Here is a 17,409-nt window from a genome sequence, read left to right on the forward strand (position 1 = left end):
CTGGCATGGGTTACTTATAGCTACAAAAACAAATGAAAAACAAACATCTACTTTTTTCGATTTTACTGACCGGTGTACTCCCTTTGAGTGCGCAGCAAGAGCAACCAGAAATAGAGGTGGAAGCTTTAAATGAGGTCATCGTTTCCTCGAACCGGATCGATCTACCTTTTCAGGAAGACTCTAGGACCATAAACATCATTACCTCCGAAGATATCAAACAAAGCGCCGCGGTAAATGTGGCCGACCTTTTGCAACAAGTGGCAGGTGTAGACATCAGGCGTCGAGGTACCGGTGGCAGTCAGGCCGATCTATACATACGTGGGGGTGGTTTTGACCAAACCTTGTTACTGATCGACGGTATTAAAATGGACGATGCCCAAACCGGTCACCATACCATGAATGCCGCCTTACCGCTGGAGGTTATTGAACGTATAGAGATTATTAAAGGTCCGGCCGCAAGGGTATATGGCCAAAACGCCTTTACAGGGGCCATTAATATTGTCACCAAAAAGCGTTTGGACAATGTGGTTTCGGTAAACTTGGAAGCCGGTTCGTTCGGGCAATTGAACGCCAATGTTACGGCCGGGATCGAGCAAGAGAACGCCTCCCATATCATTCATATAGGTCGGGTTACTTCCGACGGGTATCGGGAGAATTCCGATTACGACAATGCCAACTACTACTTAAAAAGTACGTTCAACAAGAAGGCCCAACCCATAGAAATGACCGTTTCCTTTTTGGAGCGGAATTTTGGGGCGGAAAACTTCTATACCACCAACCCCACCTTTCACGAATACGAGGAAACCCAAAACAGTTTGGTAGCACTGGCCACCACTTTTAGAAAGAACAATCTAAAAATACAACCTAGGCTATATTGGAAACGTAACCAAGATATGTTCCTGTTACGACGCGATGAGCCCTCTTTCTATAGAAACCTACACATTTCCGACAAAATTGGGGCCGAAGCCAACGCCTCTTACACCTCTGAATTGGGTATCACCGGATTTGGTATCGATATGTCGCGCGTATCCATCCGCAGCAACAACTTGGGCGACCATAACCGCTTTATGACCAATGTATTCTTGGAACATCGATTTAGTCTATTGGACAAGAAACTGGACATTACCCCCGGGGTGGCCTTGACCTATTTTTCCGATTTCAAATTCCACGCATTCCCCGGTTTAGATGTGGGTTATGCCTTTTCGAACCGCTTTAAAGTGTATGGTAATATCGGATATACCTATCGTATACCCACCTATACCGATTTGTACTACAGTGACCCCGTGACCAGCGGCAATGAAGATTTGGAACCCGAAGAGGCTTTTGCCCAAGAATTAGGTTTTAAATATACAGCTAATCGTTTCTTTGCCAGTTTTGCCGTATTCAATAGGGATGCCAAAAATTTGATCGACTATATACGTAACGATGTTTCCGAAGACCTTTTCACGGCCACCAACATTACTGAGGTAAACACCAAAGGTCTAGAGGCCGATGCTTCCTACTATTTCAAGTTTAAGGAATTCGACCAAAGTTTAAGTGTGGGCTATGCCTATTTAGAAGATGATATTCAACAAGACCCCGAATTGTCGCGCTATAGTTTAAACACCTTAAAACACCATTTTACCACACGTGTAAGCACGCAGTTTTTTAAGAATCTCCGGCAAAGCATTATCTATAAATATGCCGAGCGTAGTACCGGACAGACCTATAACGTTTGGGATGCCTCAATAGCCCTTAGCTTGGGGCAGGCCGAATTGAGCCTAACGGCCAACAATATATTCGATGCCGATTATATTGAGTCTGGTTTTGTGCCCATGCCCCCAAGTAATGTTCTGTTCGGGTTCCGATACCATTTTAAATAACCCATTCATAAACAATAGGTCCTACATGAACAGCCCAAGACATAATTGGACGAAAGATGAGGTTTTGGCCATTTACAACAAACCCATTATGGAGTTGTTGTATGATGCCGCCAGCGTACATCGCCGGCATAACGACCCCAATGAAATACAAGTTTCGACTTTGCTTTCCATTAAAACCGGAGGTTGTTCGGAAGACTGTGGCTATTGTCCGCAAGCAGCCCGTTACCATACCGATATAGAAGAAAACGACCTAATGAGCATACAACAGGTAAAGGCCCAGGCCCTTCGGGCGAAAGCCACCGGAAGCTCAAGGGTATGCATGGGGGCGGCTTGGCGCAATGTTAAAGATGGGCCCGAGTTTGACCAAGTTCTGGAAATGGTACGTACCATAAACAAATTGGACATGGAGGTCTGCTGTACCCTGGGTATGGTCACCGAAAACCAGGCCCAACGCTTGGCCGAAGCCGGTTTGTATGCCTATAACCACAATCTGGACACTTCGGAAGACTATTACGAAGATGTGATTTCTACCCGCGCCTTCGACGACCGATTGAACACCATAAACCATGTGCGTAAAACGAATGTTACCGTTTGTAGCGGAGGTATTATCGGTATGGGGGAAAGTTTGGAAGACCGGGCCGGAATGTTGGTGGCCTTAACCACCCTGAACCCCCAGCCCGAATCGGTACCCATAAACGCTTTGGTGGCCGTAGAAGGCACCCCTATGGAAGATGAGGAACCCATATCTATTTGGGAAATGGTACGTATGGTGGCTACTACACGCATCGTAATGCCCCAGACCCAGGTACGTTTATCGGCTGGGCGTACCCAAATGAGCCAAGAAGGGCAAGCACTGTGCTTCTTTGCCGGGGCCAACTCTATTTTCGCGGGCGATAAACTTTTGACCACGCCAAACCCTGATATTAACGAAGACAAGGAACTGTTCGCCCTTTTGGGTATGAACACCCAAGAGCCATTTTCTAAAAAAGAACAACCCAAAACCACGGAGGCCATCGATTCACGCTTTATGGATCTGGGTGAAAAACCCAAATGGACCCGACCCGGACATACCATTGAACGCAACGAAAAGGCCAAACAAAAGGCAAAAGCGGTTCGCAAACCAACAACATAATAGCCTAGTTAAAAACAGATTCCCTAACGGATTATGCGCAATCGCTATCCTTGGGGAATCTTATCTATAATCATTCTTTTGTATCTTTGATAGTCAAATTCCTTTGCATTGAACTTACAAGAAATTCCAAGGGTAAAGACCATTACGAAAAAGGCCTTTATGGCCGAATACTTTAAGCCACAAAAACCCGTGGTGATTGAAAAGTTTATAGAAGATTGGCCCGCCTATGAAAAATGGAGCCTCGACTATATGAAATCGATTGCCGGGGATAAGGAAGTGCCTTTGTACGATAACCGTCCGGTTACCTATGAAGAAGGGTTTAACGAGCCCCATGCCAAAATGAAACTGGCCGACTATGTAGACCTTTTAAAAAAGGAACCTACCAAATACCGCATCTTCCTTTGGAATATACTAAAAGAAGTACCCCAGCTGCAAAAAGATTTCTCCTTCCCCGATTTCGGACTACGTCTGATGAAGGGATTGCCTATGTTGTTTTTCGGAGGTACCGATTCATACACCTTTATGCATTATGACATCGATCTGGCCAATATTTTCCATTTTCATTTCGAAGGGAAGAAGGAAGTCATCCTTTTCCACCAAGACCAGACCAAATACCTATATAAGATTCCGCATTCGTTGATAACCCGGGAAGACATCGATTTCTCGAACCCCGATTATGAAAAATGGCCCGCTTTAAAACAAGCGCAGGGCTTTAAGACCCATTTGGGCCATGGCGAAGTGCTCTATATGCCGGAAGGGTATTGGCATTATATGAAATATGTTACCCCTGGTTTTTCAATGAGTTTACGCGCCATTGCCAGGCATCCGGCCCGTTTGGGCAAGGCGGTTTACAACGTATTCGTTATGCGCCATTACGACAATTTGATGCGACGGATCAAAGGCCAAAAATGGATCGATTGGAAAAACGAGCAGGCGGTGCTACGCACCAATAAATTATAGGAGACCTGTCAGGTTTTGGAAACCTGACAGGTCTATTCCATATACTTACTCATACTTCAAATTGGCCACCAAATCGAGTTTTAGGGCTTTATTGGCTTGTATATACACGATGGCCAAGGTTAGGCCGACCACGATAATGGGTGTAATGATATAGGGTATTATCGGCATATCTATCTTAAACACAAAGCCCTGTAACCATTGGTACGACAGGTAAAAGGCCACCGGAATGGCAATCAATAAGGCCAAAGCGGCCACGACCACGAAATCCTTCACCAAACTTTGTATCAATTGTTTTTCGGTAGCTCCTAAGGTTTTTCGAATCGCCACTTCTTTATAGCGTTGTTTTACGGTATGCGAGGCAATGGCAAAAAGCCCCAACAACGAAATAAAGACCATGATCATAGAAAGTGTGGTCACCAGTTTTTCGAGCCGGTCTTGTTTGGCATATAACCTAGCATAGTTGGCATCTAGAAATTCGTATTCAAAGGGGTAGCCAGGCTCAATTTTTTGGGTCCAAAAGGTTTCGATCTGCGCAATAGTCTTCTCTATATCGTTACCGTCTACCTTAACCAACACCCTTTGGGGTTTGATCCAACCGTCTTCACTATCGTTGTATACGGTGAACAGGTTAGGGATATGTGCCTGATCGAAACCCTTGGCCAAGTAATTATCGACAACCCCGATTATCTCGGACTGGAACTCCCAAAACTGTATTTTTTTACCAATAGGTTCTTCCATTCCAAAAGATTCCACAAATTTTTTGTTCACCACAATTTGGTTGGCGAACAAGGTATCGCCATCGGCATTGACTACACGGCTATGATCGCCCTTGGAAAATTTATCGCGACTATGGAATTTACCTTCCAACAACTTCACCCCCATATTGGCTAAATAGTCCTTGTCTACAAAATGTATATCGGTCTGGAAACTTTGGTCCATATAATCGCAATTCGAATTGCTACCGTTTCCGGAATAGGTCCCCGGGGGCCTATTGGTGGTAGAAACCGAAACCACACCTTCCATGGCTGCTATCTCTTGTTTGTAGGTATCGAATTTTTTCCAGGTCTCCTGGGTTTTGTAGATCCCGAACATTAGGGTCTGCTCCTTGTCAAAACCTAGGTCGCGATTGTTCATATAATCCAGCTGACTTTTGATAACGAAGGTGGCGATCAAAAAGATGGCCGAAATACCGAACTGAACGATCAGCATGGTTTTCTTCAGGTGCTTGCCACTCTTACTTCGCCCAAAGTCACCTTTCAAGACCTTAACCGGATTAAAATTGGATAGGTATAATCCGGGAAAAATACCCGCGATCAACACCAAAATAGCGACTACGCTCAATGCCAAAAACCACTTGTTATAGGGGCTAAAAAGACTGAGCTCGGTGCCCATTAGGGTATTGAACTGGGGCAAGAGTACCTCAACCAGGGCAATGGCGATCAAAATGGCCACGATACATTGTAAAAATACTTCGTAAACAAACTGCTTTACCACTTTGGTCTTAGGGGTACCCAAGGTCTTGCGAATGGCTACTTCCTTGGCACGCTGTGCGGCTCCCGAAATACTGAGGTTAATAAAATTGATCCCAGAAATTATAAGGATAAGAAAAGCCAAAAGGCTCAAAATAAAGACGGTATTCGCCCCGGTACCCTGATGTTCTTTGGAGAACAAATGTAAATCGCCCAGGTTTTCGAGAATAATACGGGCCTCTTTTTCTTTCAGGAAATCTTCTAAAGGGGTGTTCCAGGCTTTGGCCTTCTTTTCATCGAAGAAACTATCGAACTTTTCACTAAAGGCAACACCATCGGTACCTGGGATTAATTTGTAATAGATCTGATAGTTGAAGTTGCCCCAATGTTTATCGTTTTCGTTGAATTCATGGATACGGCCAAGAACATCGGGCTGTTGGCTAGAGCTAATATCCTTGGTCACATAGACCCCGGTTACCCTATAGGGATCTTTGTTGTCCATTTTCAACAATTCGCCTACCGGATTGATATCGCCGAACATTTCTAAGGCGAACTCGTCGGAGATTACGATGTCGTTGTCTTTGTCCAATGCACCTTCGACCGTACCAAATTTGAATTCGTAGGGGAAAAACTCAAAAAAATTGGGATCTGCCTTTTGAATGGTCTTCAGAATCGATTTTTCGCCATGGAACAACATTCCGGTAGGACCATAGTTTTGAAAAACCATGACATCTTCAACTTCGGGCAAGCCTTCTTTACTCTCAACGGCTAGAACACGGGGCGAAGTGGTCCAAACCTCTCCATTGTCGTAGAGGTAGGTCGCCTTAAAGATCTCGGTATGTTTCGGGTTCCATTTTTCATAACTCAGTTCGCGGCTAACATAGAGCATTACCAATACAAAACAGGTAATACCCAAAGCCAGGCCCAAGGTATTTATAATGGGGTAAAGGGGCCTTTTTTTCAGGTTCCTTAAAAATATGAGGGTCCAGGATCGTATCATTTTTTGATTGCTAGTTTTATGGGTGTTATTATGTTTTAGCCCCCCGCTCCTTCCCGATAGCTATCGCGGAGTGAGCGGGGTTAGGGGTGATGGCCATTTTCATGTTATAAGGGCCTAAATATCACACAATGGCTATTTCGCGTTGGTTTTCCTTTTCCGATACGATACTCCCATCTTTCAGGGTAATGATCTTAGAAGAGAATCCGGCGTCGTACGAAGAGTGGGTAACCATAATTATCGTGGCCCCTTCTTGGTGTAGTTCGGTGAGCAGTTCCATAACCTCATTCCCATTTTTACTGTCTAGATTCCCAGTAGGCTCATCGGCCAATATCAGTTTGGGTTTGGTTACCAAGGCCCTAGCGACGGCCACACGTTGTTGCTGTCCGCCCGAAAGCTGCTGCGGAAAGTGTTTGTGTCTATGGGCAATATCCAAACGTTCCATTACCTCCTTTACACGGGTTTTCCTTTCGGATCGGGGTACATCGTTATAGATCAAGGGCAATTCGATATTCTCGGCCACGGTTAGCTCATCTATCAAATTAAAGTTCTGGAACACGAAACCGATGTTCTCCTTACGCACAAAAGCCCGTTCTTTTTCTTTTAATCCGGCCATTTGCTGCTCGCCAAAACGGTAAGACCCTTCATCAAAAGAGTCGAGCATGCCGATAATGTTCAATAAGGTCGATTTTCCGCATCCCGAAGGGCCCATTATCGAAATGAACTCGCCTTGGTTTACCTGAAGTTCTACTTGGTTCAAGGCCGTGGTTTCTACATCTTCGGTACGGTATATTTTCGAAAGTTTCTCTATGCTGATCATATCCAGTGGTTTAGTATTAGGGTTAGAATGATTTTTACAACTGCTATCATGACTATTCGTTTAAATTGATGGTTTCTTTTTCCTTAAAATCGGCATAGGTAGAGGTTATTACCCGATCTCCCTCTTGCAGCCCCTCTAAGACCTCGTAATAATAGGGGTTCTTTTTACCTAGGGAGATGGCCCGTTTTTCTGCCGTGCCCTCGTCGGTCAGCACAAAAACATACTGCCCGCCCGAAGACTGATAAAAACCGCCCTGTGGTAACAGCAAGGCTTTTTTGTTATTGCTCGATTGATAAATCTTGATGGGTAGGTTCATACCCCGTCGTATACTTTTGGGGATTTCGCCATCGAATACCAATTCTACCTCGAACTTTCCGTTGATGACCTCGGCGATTACCCGATTCACCTTTAGTTTGTGCAAGGCCCCTTCGTGTTCCAATAGGGCTTCCTGGCCTTCTGCCAAGGCATTGAAATAAAATTCGTCGGCCTGGGCCACTAGTTTATAACCATTGAGCATATCGATCTTTCCGATCAATTGCCCCTTGCCATAACTCTCGCCCAGTACCGGACTATACGACGATAACAAACCCGCCTCGGGGGCTTTTATGATAAAGTTCTCTTTGTTGGCCCGTAACTGCTCCAAACTTTGTTCCATACGGGCAATAGAGGTATTGATCAAACGCAATTGGGTGTCGCGATCTTGCTGTTCCTTTTTTACATGCGCCTTGGTATTGCTTTGTTGCTTGGTTTGGAAATCGAAGGTCTCCTTTGACTTCAAATAGTCGTTTTTTGAGATTACCCCTTTACGATACAAGGTGGTATCCATACGAAACTGACGCTCGGCATTGTTGTATTCGTACGACATTTTGATCAGATCGCGATCCAAGACCATTTGTTGGTTCTTAATGGCAATCCGCGTATTGCGCAAATTATTGATTTGCTCGATTATGGCCGTTTCTTGGGTGAGGTAATTCAATTCGGTATTGGGGTTATAGAGTTCCAACAACACCTCTCCTTTTTCAACCCTTTTGCCATTTTCGGTATGAATGCGCTTCACTGTACCGCTTTCCAAGGTATTGATCTGAATGGTATTCAAAGGTTCTACCAAGGCATTGAAAAGGGCCATGTCTTCGAAAGTATCGTAACTCACCGATTTTATGGTCACCCGATCCTTTTTAATGTTGAGGCTGTTTTTTTGTCCGGCCGCCATTACGATAAGCGCCAAGACCACCGCTCCGATCCCCCCAAAGAGCAAGGGCTTTTTATAGGGGGATTTTTTGCGTTCTACTATTTTGTCCATGTTCGTTTTTTGATTTCAACGGTATAAAAACGATAAGTGTGCCAAAAAACTACAAGACCGTAACTATCTGTATGCCTGTGTTTTAATTTTTAAGGATGATTTCATAGTGTTCGAAAACGGACACATATTTGTTCGATAATGAACAATTGGCTAGTATTGAATTGATTATGAGAAAAACGGAAGCCACCCTTTTATTGGTCGATGACGATCCCGATATACTGTTTACCCTAAAAGTCTTTCTAAAACGGTTCTATTCCCAGGTCATAACCCTGAACGATCCCAAGAAGATTTTAGAGACCCTATCGGCATCGGTAGTCGATGTGGTATTAATGGACATGAATTTTAAACGGGGGGTACAGACCGGGGCCGAGGGTCTGTATTGGCAAAAACGCATTGCCGAGGTCTCCCCGGAAACCGTCATCATTCTCATGACGGCCTATTCAGATGTCAGCGTTGCCGTAGAGGGTATTAAGCAAGGGGCTTTCGATTATGTACTGAAACCTTGGGACAACGATAAGCTGCAAACCACCCTTTCTGCGGCAGTGGCCCATGCCCGTTCTAAAAAAGCCGGACACAAATTAGAGAAGATCAGTAGCAGCGATTTTCAAGCCGGTACCGATGTCATTGGGCAATCGGAAACCTTTACCCAAACCCTGCAGTTGGTGTCTAAAGTAGCCGACACCCATGCCCATGTATTGCTTTTGGGCGAAAATGGTACCGGTAAATATGTAATCGCGAAAATGCTGCACGATAACTCGTCGCGTAAGCAAAAACCCTTTATCCATGTCGATTTGGGTTCTTTAAACGAGAACCTTTTCGAAAGCGAGCTTTTCGGTTATGCCAAAGGGGCCTTTACCGATGCCAAAGAAGACAGCCTAGGCCGTTTCGAACTTGCCGATGGGGGTACTATCTTCTTGGATGAGATCGGCAACCTTCCCCTACAATTGCAAACCAAGCTTCTATCTGTGTTACAGACTCAATCGGTAGTACGTTTGGGAGAAGGCAGGGAACGAAAGGTAGATGTACGTATCATCTGTGCCACCAACCTAGATTTACATAAGGAGGTAGGTGCTGGAAACTTTAGGCAAGATCTACTTTATAGGATCAATACGGTAGAAATTGAATTACCGGCGCTGCGACACCGCAAAACCGATATTCCCTTACTGGCGGAATATTATTTGGAACGCAACCGAAAAAAATATCGAAAAGGCCGATTGCAATTTGCCAACGATGCCCTTAAAGCTATGGAAAACTATGCCTGGCCAGGTAATATCAGGGAATTGGAGCACTTGGTAGAACGGGCCGTAATACTTTGTGATGGTAGCGAAATCCAAGAATCCGATATGCGCTTTTCCAAGGTAGTCGCCCAGGTAGACAATGCCGAGAACCTCAACCTCGAACAGATGGAAAAACAATTGGTGGCCAAAGCCTTGCGAAAACATTTGGACAATATTTCCAACGCTGCCAAAGAATTGGGCCTAACCCGGGCCGCCTTGTACAGAAGAATGGAAAAACACGGGCTCTAATATGCAAAAACACAACCTACGCATATTCGGTTTACTACTGTTATCGTTCGGTCTATTCGCCGGGGCCATTACCCTTTTTAATTCAGGCTATCTGTTTTTGTCCCTGCTGCTCGGGCTTACACTTTTGTTCGTCTTTTACTTGATCTATGAAGCTATAGATGCCGTGTTTCTGCGTACTTCCCAAGCCTTAATGGCCTTGGCCAAAAACGACCTTTCGGTAAAAATCTCGGGTAAACATTTACCCCAGGAAATATCTAAACCCCTACAAGAGATTTTAAAACAGCAAATGGCCTGGCGAAAGGAAAACGAATCAGTTAAGATCATCTATGAAGATATAATAGATACCATGGATATGGGTATTTTGATCCTCAGACAGGCCGAAGAACCCATCTTTTATTCTAACAAGGCCTTTTTCAACATCTTGGAACTGCCGCGTTACACCAAATGGCATTTGGTAAAAGACCACCTAAAAGCCTTTGACCCCTATTTTTCAATGGACAATTGGGGCCATATCAAAGATGTGATCACCCTAAAGATAAATGGGAAAGAAACCGTTTTTTCGTTGCGCACCTATGTGACCTATATTTACGGCGAACGCTATTTGATCGTAAATCTAGATACCCTACAGAACATTATAGACCGAAAGGAAAAAGAAGCTTGGTTCAACCTGATGAAGGTTATGAGCCATGAGATTCTGAACACCATTGCCCCTATCAATTCGCTTACCCACAACCTCACCTATTTGGTAGCCGATAAAAAGGAAGTGTTGGGCGAAGATTACGACGATATTTATCAAAGTGTAAATACCATAAAAAAACGGACCCATCACCTTATCGATTTTGTAGAAACCTATCGCATTTTGGCCGAATTACCCACCCCAAAGCCTGAAAAAGTATCCATTCTAGAGTTATTCTCCGATAGTTTAGGCATTCTGGACACCCTTTTGGAGACCAAGAACATTGCGGTTACGGTATCGGTTACCCCAAAAGGACTTCAGCTACCCTTGGACAAAAAACAAATGGAACAGGTCATCATTAACTTGATTACCAATAGTGTCTATGCCTTAGAAGGTGTACAAAATGCCGGGATACACCTAACGGGCCATGTGCTGAACGATATGGCCATACTTGAAGTAACCGATAATGGGCATGGGATACCCGAAGATATAAAACGTGAAATATTCGTGCCCTTTTTTACTACTAGGGAGAATGGTTCGGGTATTGGGTTAAGCCTGAGCAAGAATATTGTTCAAGGGCATAAGGGAACACTAAGTTTCAGCTCCAAGCCTGGGCGAACCGTGTTTACCATCCAATTTAAGCTTCTAGGGAGTTGAGACCTTCATAGATCAAATGCGGTTCCCAGCCTCTATAGTTAAGATAATCAAAGACTTTTTTCTTTCGCTTTAAAAGGGGCAAATGGGCGGTTTCTTCCCATTTTTTGGTACAGATCTTCTCGAAATGGGTCAAATATTCCGCCTCGATCTCCGCTAGGGCGAATTTTATATTGTAGGCCGACAGATCACGGGCCTTTAGTTCACGTACGATACGTAAGCGCCCCCATTGTTTGTTATTGAACTTACCCCGGGTAAAACTGCGGGCAAAACGCTCTTCGTTTAAAAAACCATCTGCGATCAATTGACCTAATATATGATCTTGGGCCGTTTGTTTTTGTCCTAAATTGCGGAGTTTTTGCAACACTTCTTTATGGCACCGGTCTTGGTAGGCACAATAGGCCATGGCCTTTTTTAGGGCCTCTTGTACCGTATGGTGTTTTTGCTGCTTCTGGTTAGGGTATGCCATAATGCAAAAATAAGAAAGCCCTAAGCATTTAGCTAGAGTTTGTATTTTAGTGGTTCACCTATACCCCTTACCATGGATCCCCAATTAAAAGGCTTTGTACTATACGACCTCCTCAAAGTAAAGCTTCAGGAAATGACCGAGGATATGGAACGTTTCCAAAAAGGACTGGTGGTTTTGGCCGTGGTATTATTGGTTTTCCTCTTCGACTTTATGAACCATAACAAGCTGATTTTTATAGGCAACAAAGTCATAGGCACCCGCTTGGAAAACCCCGATTTTGCCGTTGATTTCAACAACTTTCCCAGTATTATCCTGATCATTTCGGTGATTTTGATGTGGTTTTTATCGAAAACCTTAGGGGCTATGCGCGAGGAAAAAGAGAACCTGGACGAACTTATGCTCTTGGTACAAGAGCAATTCCCGAAGTTATTGGACTACGGGCGTTTTAAAAAACGGATAGCCGGTTACAACCGATTACTCGTCAACAAACATTATTGCTTAACCCTGCCCTTGGTCGTGCTATTTTTCGGTGTGGCTAAAATAGTAGCCCGTTTTAAACTGGTTGGTGACACCTCATTAGGCCATTTTATTTGGGGGGCCGATGTGGTTCTGGGGTTACTTTTAGCCTTAGTCTGTTTCCGGATGCTTAGAAAAAGTTAAGCTTAAAAGTTACTGTTCCGGTATGGGTATGGCACCTGAGATGATCATATAGGCCACCCCAATTACCATGGCAATTATAAATATGACCCCAAGCACAATAGCGAACAGCAGTAATTTTAAAATCATTTTCCAAAACCCCAAACGATATAGCCTGGCAAAAACATAGGTGTAGGCAATAATGGTAAGTAATGAGGCCACCCAATAAAACCTAGGATCAACCCATACGGTTAGCAAAAAGAATAGCGTAGTCGTTAAAAAAGTAATCCCTTGGGTATAGGCATTGGCGACCAAATGTTCCGAAAAATTATAGGGTTTCCGAAAAATCACCCATGTCATAAAAGAAAACAACGGAAGCATTAAATAGGTCATCAGGTTCATGTATTTCAACATAAAGGCCTGTATGGTCCTATTGAATTCCTTTTGGTTGAAAACCTCCTGATTTTGATCAGGGTTTGCTTCGGCATAGCTATCACTCAAACCCGCAGTTAGTTCCAAGTACTGCTCATCGTAAATCGAATACACGAAAATCGAAAGGGCCATACCAATGGTCATAAAGGTCAAAGGGTGCATATACCGCCTTCGAGTACCACCAAAGTATGCCTTTAAAAGAACATCGGGCTCTTTGATCATCCCCCTAATGGTGCGGAAGTATTTGTTGTCCCAACCCAACACATTCTCGCCGAAATCCTTTAGTATCTGTTTTAAGGTGAGTCTATTTCGTATCACCTTGGCCCCACAATGGGCACAGAACAAATGGGTTTCGGCTAGAGGTTCTTGGCAATTTTTACAGTTCATAGTGGTCGGTTAATGAAGGGCCAAAGTAACCAAAATTGGAAGTTTTTTTGAATTGCGGGCAAAAAAAAAGCGCCACCGTTAGGTAGCGCTTTGGGCTAATATATGTTTTTACCGTCTTTATCCTTAAAACGATAGTGCAGATACGTAAACGCATCGCGTTCTTGGATCTTGATCCATTTTTTGTACTCAAGAAACCATTTAAACCGAATAGAAGGAAATCCTTTGGTAAGGTAAGCCGCGATAAAAGGGTGTATATGCAATACCACCTTACTATCTTTTTTCTTTCCGTTGAGCAACTTTTGAAGATCAGCTTGGATCTTATCGATCAGTACGATCGGGGCTTCAACTTCGCGCTTACCTCCATTGGGATCTTCTTCGGAGGTTTTGATTTTCATTTCGGGCCTAACCCGCTGTCTTGTAATCTGTATAAGGCCGAACTTACTCGGAGGCAAAATCTTGTGCTTGGCACGATCATCTTTCATTTCTTCCCTTAAATGGTCGAAAAGTTTTCTCCGGTTCTCCGATTTACCCATATCGATAAAATCTACCACGATAATGCCGCCCATATCCCTTAGGCGCAACTGTCTGGCTATTTCTGAAGCGGCCAATAAATTCACTTCCAAGGCCGTATCTTCTTGATTTTTGGCCTTATTGGAGCGGTTTCCGCTGTTTACATCGATTACGTGTAGGGCTTCTGTATGTTCTATGACCAGATAAGCACCCCTACTCATGGATGCCGTTTTACCGAAGGAAGTCTTGATCTGCCGTTCGATACCGAATTTTTCGAAAATCGGAACGGAAGACTTATACAATCTTACAATGGATTCTTTCTTGGGTGCAATTTCTTGCACATAATCTTTTACTTGACTATAAAGCGTTTCATCATCAACTACGATACCGGTAAAGGAATCGTTAAAAACATCCCTCAAAATAGAAGAGGCCCTGTTGAGCTCTACCAATACTTTGGAGGGGGTGGGTGCTTTATAGAGTTTTTTACACATGGAGACCCATTTATCCATCAGGTTCTCCAAATCTTTATCCAGTTCAGCGACTTTTTTGCCTTCGGCCACGGTTCTTATGATAACCCCGAAGCCTTTGGGTTTGATACTTTTTACCAATCGTTTTAAGCGCTCTTTCTCTTCGCGGCTCCCTATTTTTTGGGATACCGATACCCGGTCTGAAAAGGGTACCATGACCAAGTAGCGCCCAGCTATCGAAAGCTCGGAACTGATCCTTGGACCTTTGGTAGAGATAGGTTCTTTAACGATTTGTACAAGAATGGATTGGTTGGCTTTTAGCACATCCATAATGCTACCATTCTTATCAATATCTTTTTCGAAAGGAAAATCTTTTAAGGTATAATCACGGACTTTTCCCGTACTAACCTTTTTGATGAACTTTAGCATGGAAGACAGCTGTGGCCCTAAATCGTGGTAATGCAGAAATGCATCTTTTTCATAACCCACGTTTACAAAGGCGGCGTTTAGCCCGGTTACGGGTTTACGCACTTTGGCCAAAAGGATATCACCAACAGTAAAACTGTTATTGTCCTCTTCCTTGTGTAGTTCGATCAGTTTTCCTTCCTTGAGTAAGGCAAAATCGACGGCTTTGGAACTAGATCTTACGATTAATTCTCTATTCACCTTTATTGAGGTTTATATCTCTCCTGTGAAGAAAAGATAGATTAAACAATAAAATTAGGGTGCAGGTATAACTACCCGTCGAAATTCTCTATTGGAACCAATATTTCAATGAACGTATAGAACAAGAAAAAGTAGTGAAAACCACTACTTTTTCTTGTGTCGGTTCGCCCTTCTGCGCTTTTTACGCTTGTGGGTCGCCACCTTATGTCTTTTTCTTTTTTTACCGCTTGGCATATGCGTTATTTTAAGGTTATTACTTTACTTCTACGTTGCTCTTTACGCCTTCTACAAAAACCTTGGCAGGTTTAAAGGCAGGTATGTTATGTGCCGGAATTTTAATGGTAGTGTTCTTAGAAATGTTCCTACCTGTTTTTTCGGCACGTTTTTTAATGATAAAACTACCAAATCCTCTTAAATACACATTGTCTCCGCTCTCCAATGAAGCCTTAACCTCGTCCATAAAAGATTCAACAGTGGCTTGTACATCTCCTTTTTCCATTCCCAGTTTATCTGAGATTCTCGATACAATATCAGCTTTCGTCATTTTGGTACTTATATTTTACTTAGAATTTTTCGGGTTGCAAATATAAAAATTAAATTGAATCTTTTGATTTAAAACGGTTCATTTTTAAGGATATAAACCAAGTTGGGTTTGATGATTGACGGAATTGCCATTACAATTTTTCATTTTCACCATTTTCGAATTAAAACCTTCCGTTTTTGATTGAAAAAAGGGAAGAATCAAGTGAAAAGTACTCCGTTTCGACCAAAAGCATTTTTTTGTAACTAATCAATGTCATCGGTTTTGAAGCGAAAATAGGGGTCACTGATTAGTTACCATTTTTTAAGAAACGACGTTTTATGCCAAATATTTAACCACTACCCCTATTTTTGGGATATGCGACCCACACCATTTTCTACCCAAATACAATCTTGGTACGATAAAAATAAGCGCGACCTACCTTGGCGAAATACCAACGACCCCTATAAAATCTGGCTATCGGAAATCATATTGCAACAGACCCGGGTGGTTCAGGGCCTACCCTATTACCAAAAATTTATAGACAGCTTCCCCACAGTATCCGATTTGGCCAATGCACAAGAACAAGAGGTTTTGGTGCTTTGGCAGGGCTTGGGCTATTATTCACGGGCCAGAAACCTGCACGCGGCGGCAAAAATGGTTCTGTCCGAATTCGATGGGGTTTTCCCAACCGATTACCAGAACCTGAAAAAATTAAAAGGCGTTGGCGATTATACCGCCTCTGCCGTTTCCTCGTTTTGCGCCCAAGAACCCCAGGCCGTGTTGGACGGGAACGTGTTTAGGGTATTGGCACGCTATTTCAATATTGACCTGGCCATAAACAGTACCCCCGGTCAAAAGTATTTTAAGCAATTGGCGCTTGATCTACTCGACAAAGACCAGCCGGGCAAACACAATCAAGCCATAATGGAATTTGGCGCCTTGCAATGCACCCCAAAATCGCCCGATTGCAACAATTGTCCGTTGAACACTTCTTGTCTGGCCATAAAACACGGCAAAACAGACCAGCTTCCGGTAAAACATAAAGCCAAACCAGCCCGAATGCGATTTTTTAATTATTTGGTTAAGCTAGACCCCGATAATAATACCCAGATCCAAAAGCGTGAAGGCCCAGGTATCTGGCAGAACCTCTATGAATTCCCCTTATGGGAAAGTGATGCCGCAATTGACACGCATGAAGTGGAGACCTATCTGAATACACATGTCACGGATAAATTTGTAAACCTATCCAGGTTCAACGACAAACCGAAGATCCACAAATTATCCCATCAGCATTTATACGCCACTTTTTGGATCTTGGAAATTGAAAAGCCAATTACCGACCCCATCGCTTGGCAGGACTTGGATAAATATCCGATGCCCGTACTATTGACCGATTTTATAAAAGCGTTCAAAATTTAGTATTTTTGATATTACCTTATTAAAAAGCAAAAGGAAATGAGCGGTACACTGAACAAGGTTATGTTGATCGGTCACTTGGGTGACGAGGTAAAAATGCACTATTTCGAAGGAGGTGGCTGCATTGGCCGTTTTCCTTTGGCAACCAATGAGACCTATACCAGTCGGCAGACCGGCGAACGGGTTACCAATACCGAATGGCACAATATCGTAGTTCGGAATAAAGCCGCCGAGATTTGTGAAAAATATCTCTCGAAAGGTGATAAAATATATGTGGAAGGCCGTCTAAAAAACCGCCAATGGCAAGGCGAGGATGGCAACACCCGCTATACCACCGAGGTGCACGTGCTGGAGTTTACCTTTTTGTCCGATAAAAAAGACGGACAAATGGCACAACCGACCCAACAAACCTCGCAACCGAATGTTCAGCCGAGTCAGCCCGCACCGAGCGCCCCCGCTGCCCCGGCCCAATCGGAAGAAGACGACCTACCCTTCTAGTTTTGAACC

General features: G+C 43.6%; 15 protein-coding genes. 8 read left to right on the forward strand and 7 right to left on the reverse strand.

Features of this window, described 5'->3' with window-relative positions:
* The first annotated feature begins 32 nt into the window (after window positions 1–32).
* The 3 genes from B7P33_RS05135 (at window position 33) to B7P33_RS05145 (ending at window position 3,954) form a co-directional block, all read left to right on the forward strand.
* Window positions 33–1,862: a TonB-dependent receptor plug domain-containing protein gene (locus tag B7P33_RS05135; protein ID WP_097440902.1), complete on the forward strand. Its 1,830-nt coding sequence runs from the start codon at window positions 33–35 to the stop codon at window positions 1,860–1,862.
* A 25-nt stretch (window positions 1,863–1,887) separates the two neighbouring features.
* The gene (gene bioB, locus B7P33_RS05140) at window positions 1,888–2,994 is read left to right on the forward strand and encodes a biotin synthase BioB (RefSeq protein WP_097441235.1); all 1,107 of its coding nucleotides are present in this window, start codon (window positions 1,888–1,890) and stop codon (window positions 2,992–2,994) included.
* Window positions 2,995–3,153: 159 nt separating this feature from the next.
* Entirely contained in the window at window positions 3,154–3,954 is an 801-nt protein-coding gene (locus B7P33_RS05145; RefSeq protein ID WP_097441236.1) for a cupin-like domain-containing protein, read from the forward strand.
* 45 nt (window positions 3,955–3,999) lie between these two features.
* Here B7P33_RS05145 and B7P33_RS05150 read toward each other — a convergent pair whose 3' ends face one another.
* The 3 genes from B7P33_RS05150 to B7P33_RS05160 all read right to left on the reverse strand — a co-directional run bounded on the left by B7P33_RS05150 (window position 4,000) and on the right by B7P33_RS05160 (window position 8,540).
* Window positions 4,000–6,423: an ABC transporter permease gene (locus B7P33_RS05150; RefSeq protein ID WP_097440903.1), complete on the reverse strand. Its 2,424-nt coding sequence runs from the start codon at window positions 6,421–6,423 to the stop codon at window positions 4,000–4,002.
* A gap of 121 nt (window positions 6,424–6,544) precedes the next feature.
* Complete coding sequence (locus tag B7P33_RS05155) at window positions 6,545–7,240, reverse strand: ABC transporter ATP-binding protein (RefSeq protein WP_097440904.1); 696 nt, start codon at window positions 7,238–7,240, stop codon at window positions 6,545–6,547.
* 52 nt (window positions 7,241–7,292) lie between these two features.
* Complete coding sequence (locus B7P33_RS05160) at window positions 7,293–8,540, reverse strand: efflux RND transporter periplasmic adaptor subunit (RefSeq protein WP_097440905.1); 1,248 nt, start codon at window positions 8,538–8,540, stop codon at window positions 7,293–7,295.
* Between the two features lie 167 nt (window positions 8,541–8,707).
* Here B7P33_RS05160 and B7P33_RS05165 point away from each other — a divergent pair, with 167 nt between their 5' ends.
* Together B7P33_RS05165 and B7P33_RS05170 are read left to right on the forward strand one after the other, a co-directional pair.
* Entirely contained in the window at window positions 8,708–10,066 is a 1,359-nt protein-coding gene (locus B7P33_RS05165; protein WP_097441237.1) for a sigma-54-dependent transcriptional regulator, read from the forward strand.
* Between the two features lies 1 nt (window position 10,067).
* Complete coding sequence (locus B7P33_RS05170) at window positions 10,068–11,399, forward strand: sensor histidine kinase (RefSeq protein WP_097440906.1); 1,332 nt, start codon at window positions 10,068–10,070, stop codon at window positions 11,397–11,399.
* Here B7P33_RS05170 and B7P33_RS05175 read toward each other — a convergent pair.
* A complete protein-coding gene (locus B7P33_RS05175; RefSeq protein WP_097440907.1) occupies window positions 11,380–11,865 on the reverse strand; it encodes a regulatory protein RecX in 486 nt (161 codons plus the stop codon). The genes B7P33_RS05170 and B7P33_RS05175 overlap by 20 nt on opposite strands.
* A 72-nt stretch (window positions 11,866–11,937) precedes the next feature.
* Here B7P33_RS05175 and B7P33_RS05180 point away from each other — a divergent pair, with 72 nt between their 5' ends.
* Entirely contained in the window at window positions 11,938–12,525 is a 588-nt protein-coding gene (locus tag B7P33_RS05180; RefSeq protein ID WP_097440908.1) for a hypothetical protein, read from the forward strand.
* Window positions 12,526–12,534: 9 nt separating this feature from the next.
* On the opposite strand, the gene B7P33_RS05185 is transcribed toward B7P33_RS05180, so the two are convergent.
* The 3 genes from B7P33_RS05185 to B7P33_RS05195 form a co-directional block, all read right to left on the reverse strand.
* Complete coding sequence (locus B7P33_RS05185; RefSeq protein ID WP_097440909.1) at window positions 12,535–13,320, reverse strand: DUF3667 domain-containing protein; 786 nt, start codon at window positions 13,318–13,320, stop codon at window positions 12,535–12,537.
* A 95-nt stretch (window positions 13,321–13,415) separates the two neighbouring features.
* Window positions 13,416–14,963, reverse strand: a complete 1,548-nt coding sequence (locus tag B7P33_RS05190) for an Rne/Rng family ribonuclease (protein WP_097440910.1) — start codon at window positions 14,961–14,963, stop codon at window positions 13,416–13,418.
* A 253-nt stretch (window positions 14,964–15,216) separates the two neighbouring features.
* On the reverse strand, window positions 15,217–15,507 hold the full coding sequence (locus B7P33_RS05195; protein WP_097440911.1) for an HU family DNA-binding protein: 291 nt from the start codon (window positions 15,505–15,507) through the stop codon (window positions 15,217–15,219).
* A 354-nt stretch (window positions 15,508–15,861) separates the two neighbouring features.
* Here B7P33_RS05195 and mutY point away from each other — a divergent pair, with 354 nt between their 5' ends.
* Both mutY and B7P33_RS05205 read left to right on the forward strand, forming a co-directional pair.
* Window positions 15,862–16,905 carry an A/G-specific adenine glycosylase gene (gene mutY, locus B7P33_RS05200; protein WP_097440912.1) on the forward strand — a complete coding sequence of 348 codons (1,044 nt, stop codon included), beginning with the start codon at window positions 15,862–15,864 and terminating at the stop codon, window positions 16,903–16,905.
* Between the two features lie 36 nt (window positions 16,906–16,941).
* Entirely contained in the window at window positions 16,942–17,400 is a 459-nt protein-coding gene (locus B7P33_RS05205; protein ID WP_097440913.1) for a single-stranded DNA-binding protein, read from the forward strand.
* Window positions 17,401–17,409 lie beyond the last annotated feature (9 nt).

Source organism: Sediminicola luteus, from assembly GCF_002514735.1.
Lineage (GTDB): Bacteria > Bacteroidota > Bacteroidia > Flavobacteriales > Flavobacteriaceae > HQA918.

Excerpts from the sequence above, each read along its gene's own strand:
- B7P33_RS05135 (WP_097440902.1), top strand. The coding sequence starts at position 33 with ATGAAAAACAAACATCTACTTTTTTCGATTTTACTGACCGGTGTACTC.
- B7P33_RS05195 (WP_097440911.1), bottom strand. The coding sequence starts at position 15,507 with ATGACGAAAGCTGATATTGTATCGAGAATCTCAGATAAACTGGGAATG.
- B7P33_RS05205 (WP_097440913.1), top strand. The coding sequence starts at position 16,942 with ATGAGCGGTACACTGAACAAGGTTATGTTGATCGGTCACTTGGGTGAC.
- B7P33_RS05155 (WP_097440904.1), bottom strand. The coding sequence starts at position 7,240 with ATGATCAGCATAGAGAAACTTTCGAAAATATACCGTACCGAAGATGTA.
- B7P33_RS05165 (WP_097441237.1), top strand. The coding sequence starts at position 8,708 with ATGAGAAAAACGGAAGCCACCCTTTTATTGGTCGATGACGATCCCGAT.
- B7P33_RS05185 (WP_097440909.1), bottom strand. The coding sequence starts at position 13,320 with ATGAACTGTAAAAATTGCCAAGAACCTCTAGCCGAAACCCATTTGTTC.
- B7P33_RS05170 (WP_097440906.1), top strand. The coding sequence starts at position 10,068 with ATGCAAAAACACAACCTACGCATATTCGGTTTACTACTGTTATCGTTC.
- B7P33_RS05150 (WP_097440903.1), bottom strand. The coding sequence starts at position 6,423 with ATGATACGATCCTGGACCCTCATATTTTTAAGGAACCTGAAAAAAAGG.
- mutY (WP_097440912.1), top strand. The coding sequence starts at position 15,862 with ATGCGACCCACACCATTTTCTACCCAAATACAATCTTGGTACGATAAA.
- B7P33_RS05175 (WP_097440907.1), bottom strand. The coding sequence starts at position 11,865 with ATGGCATACCCTAACCAGAAGCAGCAAAAACACCATACGGTACAAGAG.
- B7P33_RS05180 (WP_097440908.1), top strand. The coding sequence starts at position 11,938 with ATGGATCCCCAATTAAAAGGCTTTGTACTATACGACCTCCTCAAAGTA.
- bioB (WP_097441235.1), top strand. The coding sequence starts at position 1,888 with ATGAACAGCCCAAGACATAATTGGACGAAAGATGAGGTTTTGGCCATT.
- B7P33_RS05145 (WP_097441236.1), top strand. The coding sequence starts at position 3,154 with ATGGCCGAATACTTTAAGCCACAAAAACCCGTGGTGATTGAAAAGTTT.
- B7P33_RS05160 (WP_097440905.1), bottom strand. The coding sequence starts at position 8,540 with ATGGACAAAATAGTAGAACGCAAAAAATCCCCCTATAAAAAGCCCTTG.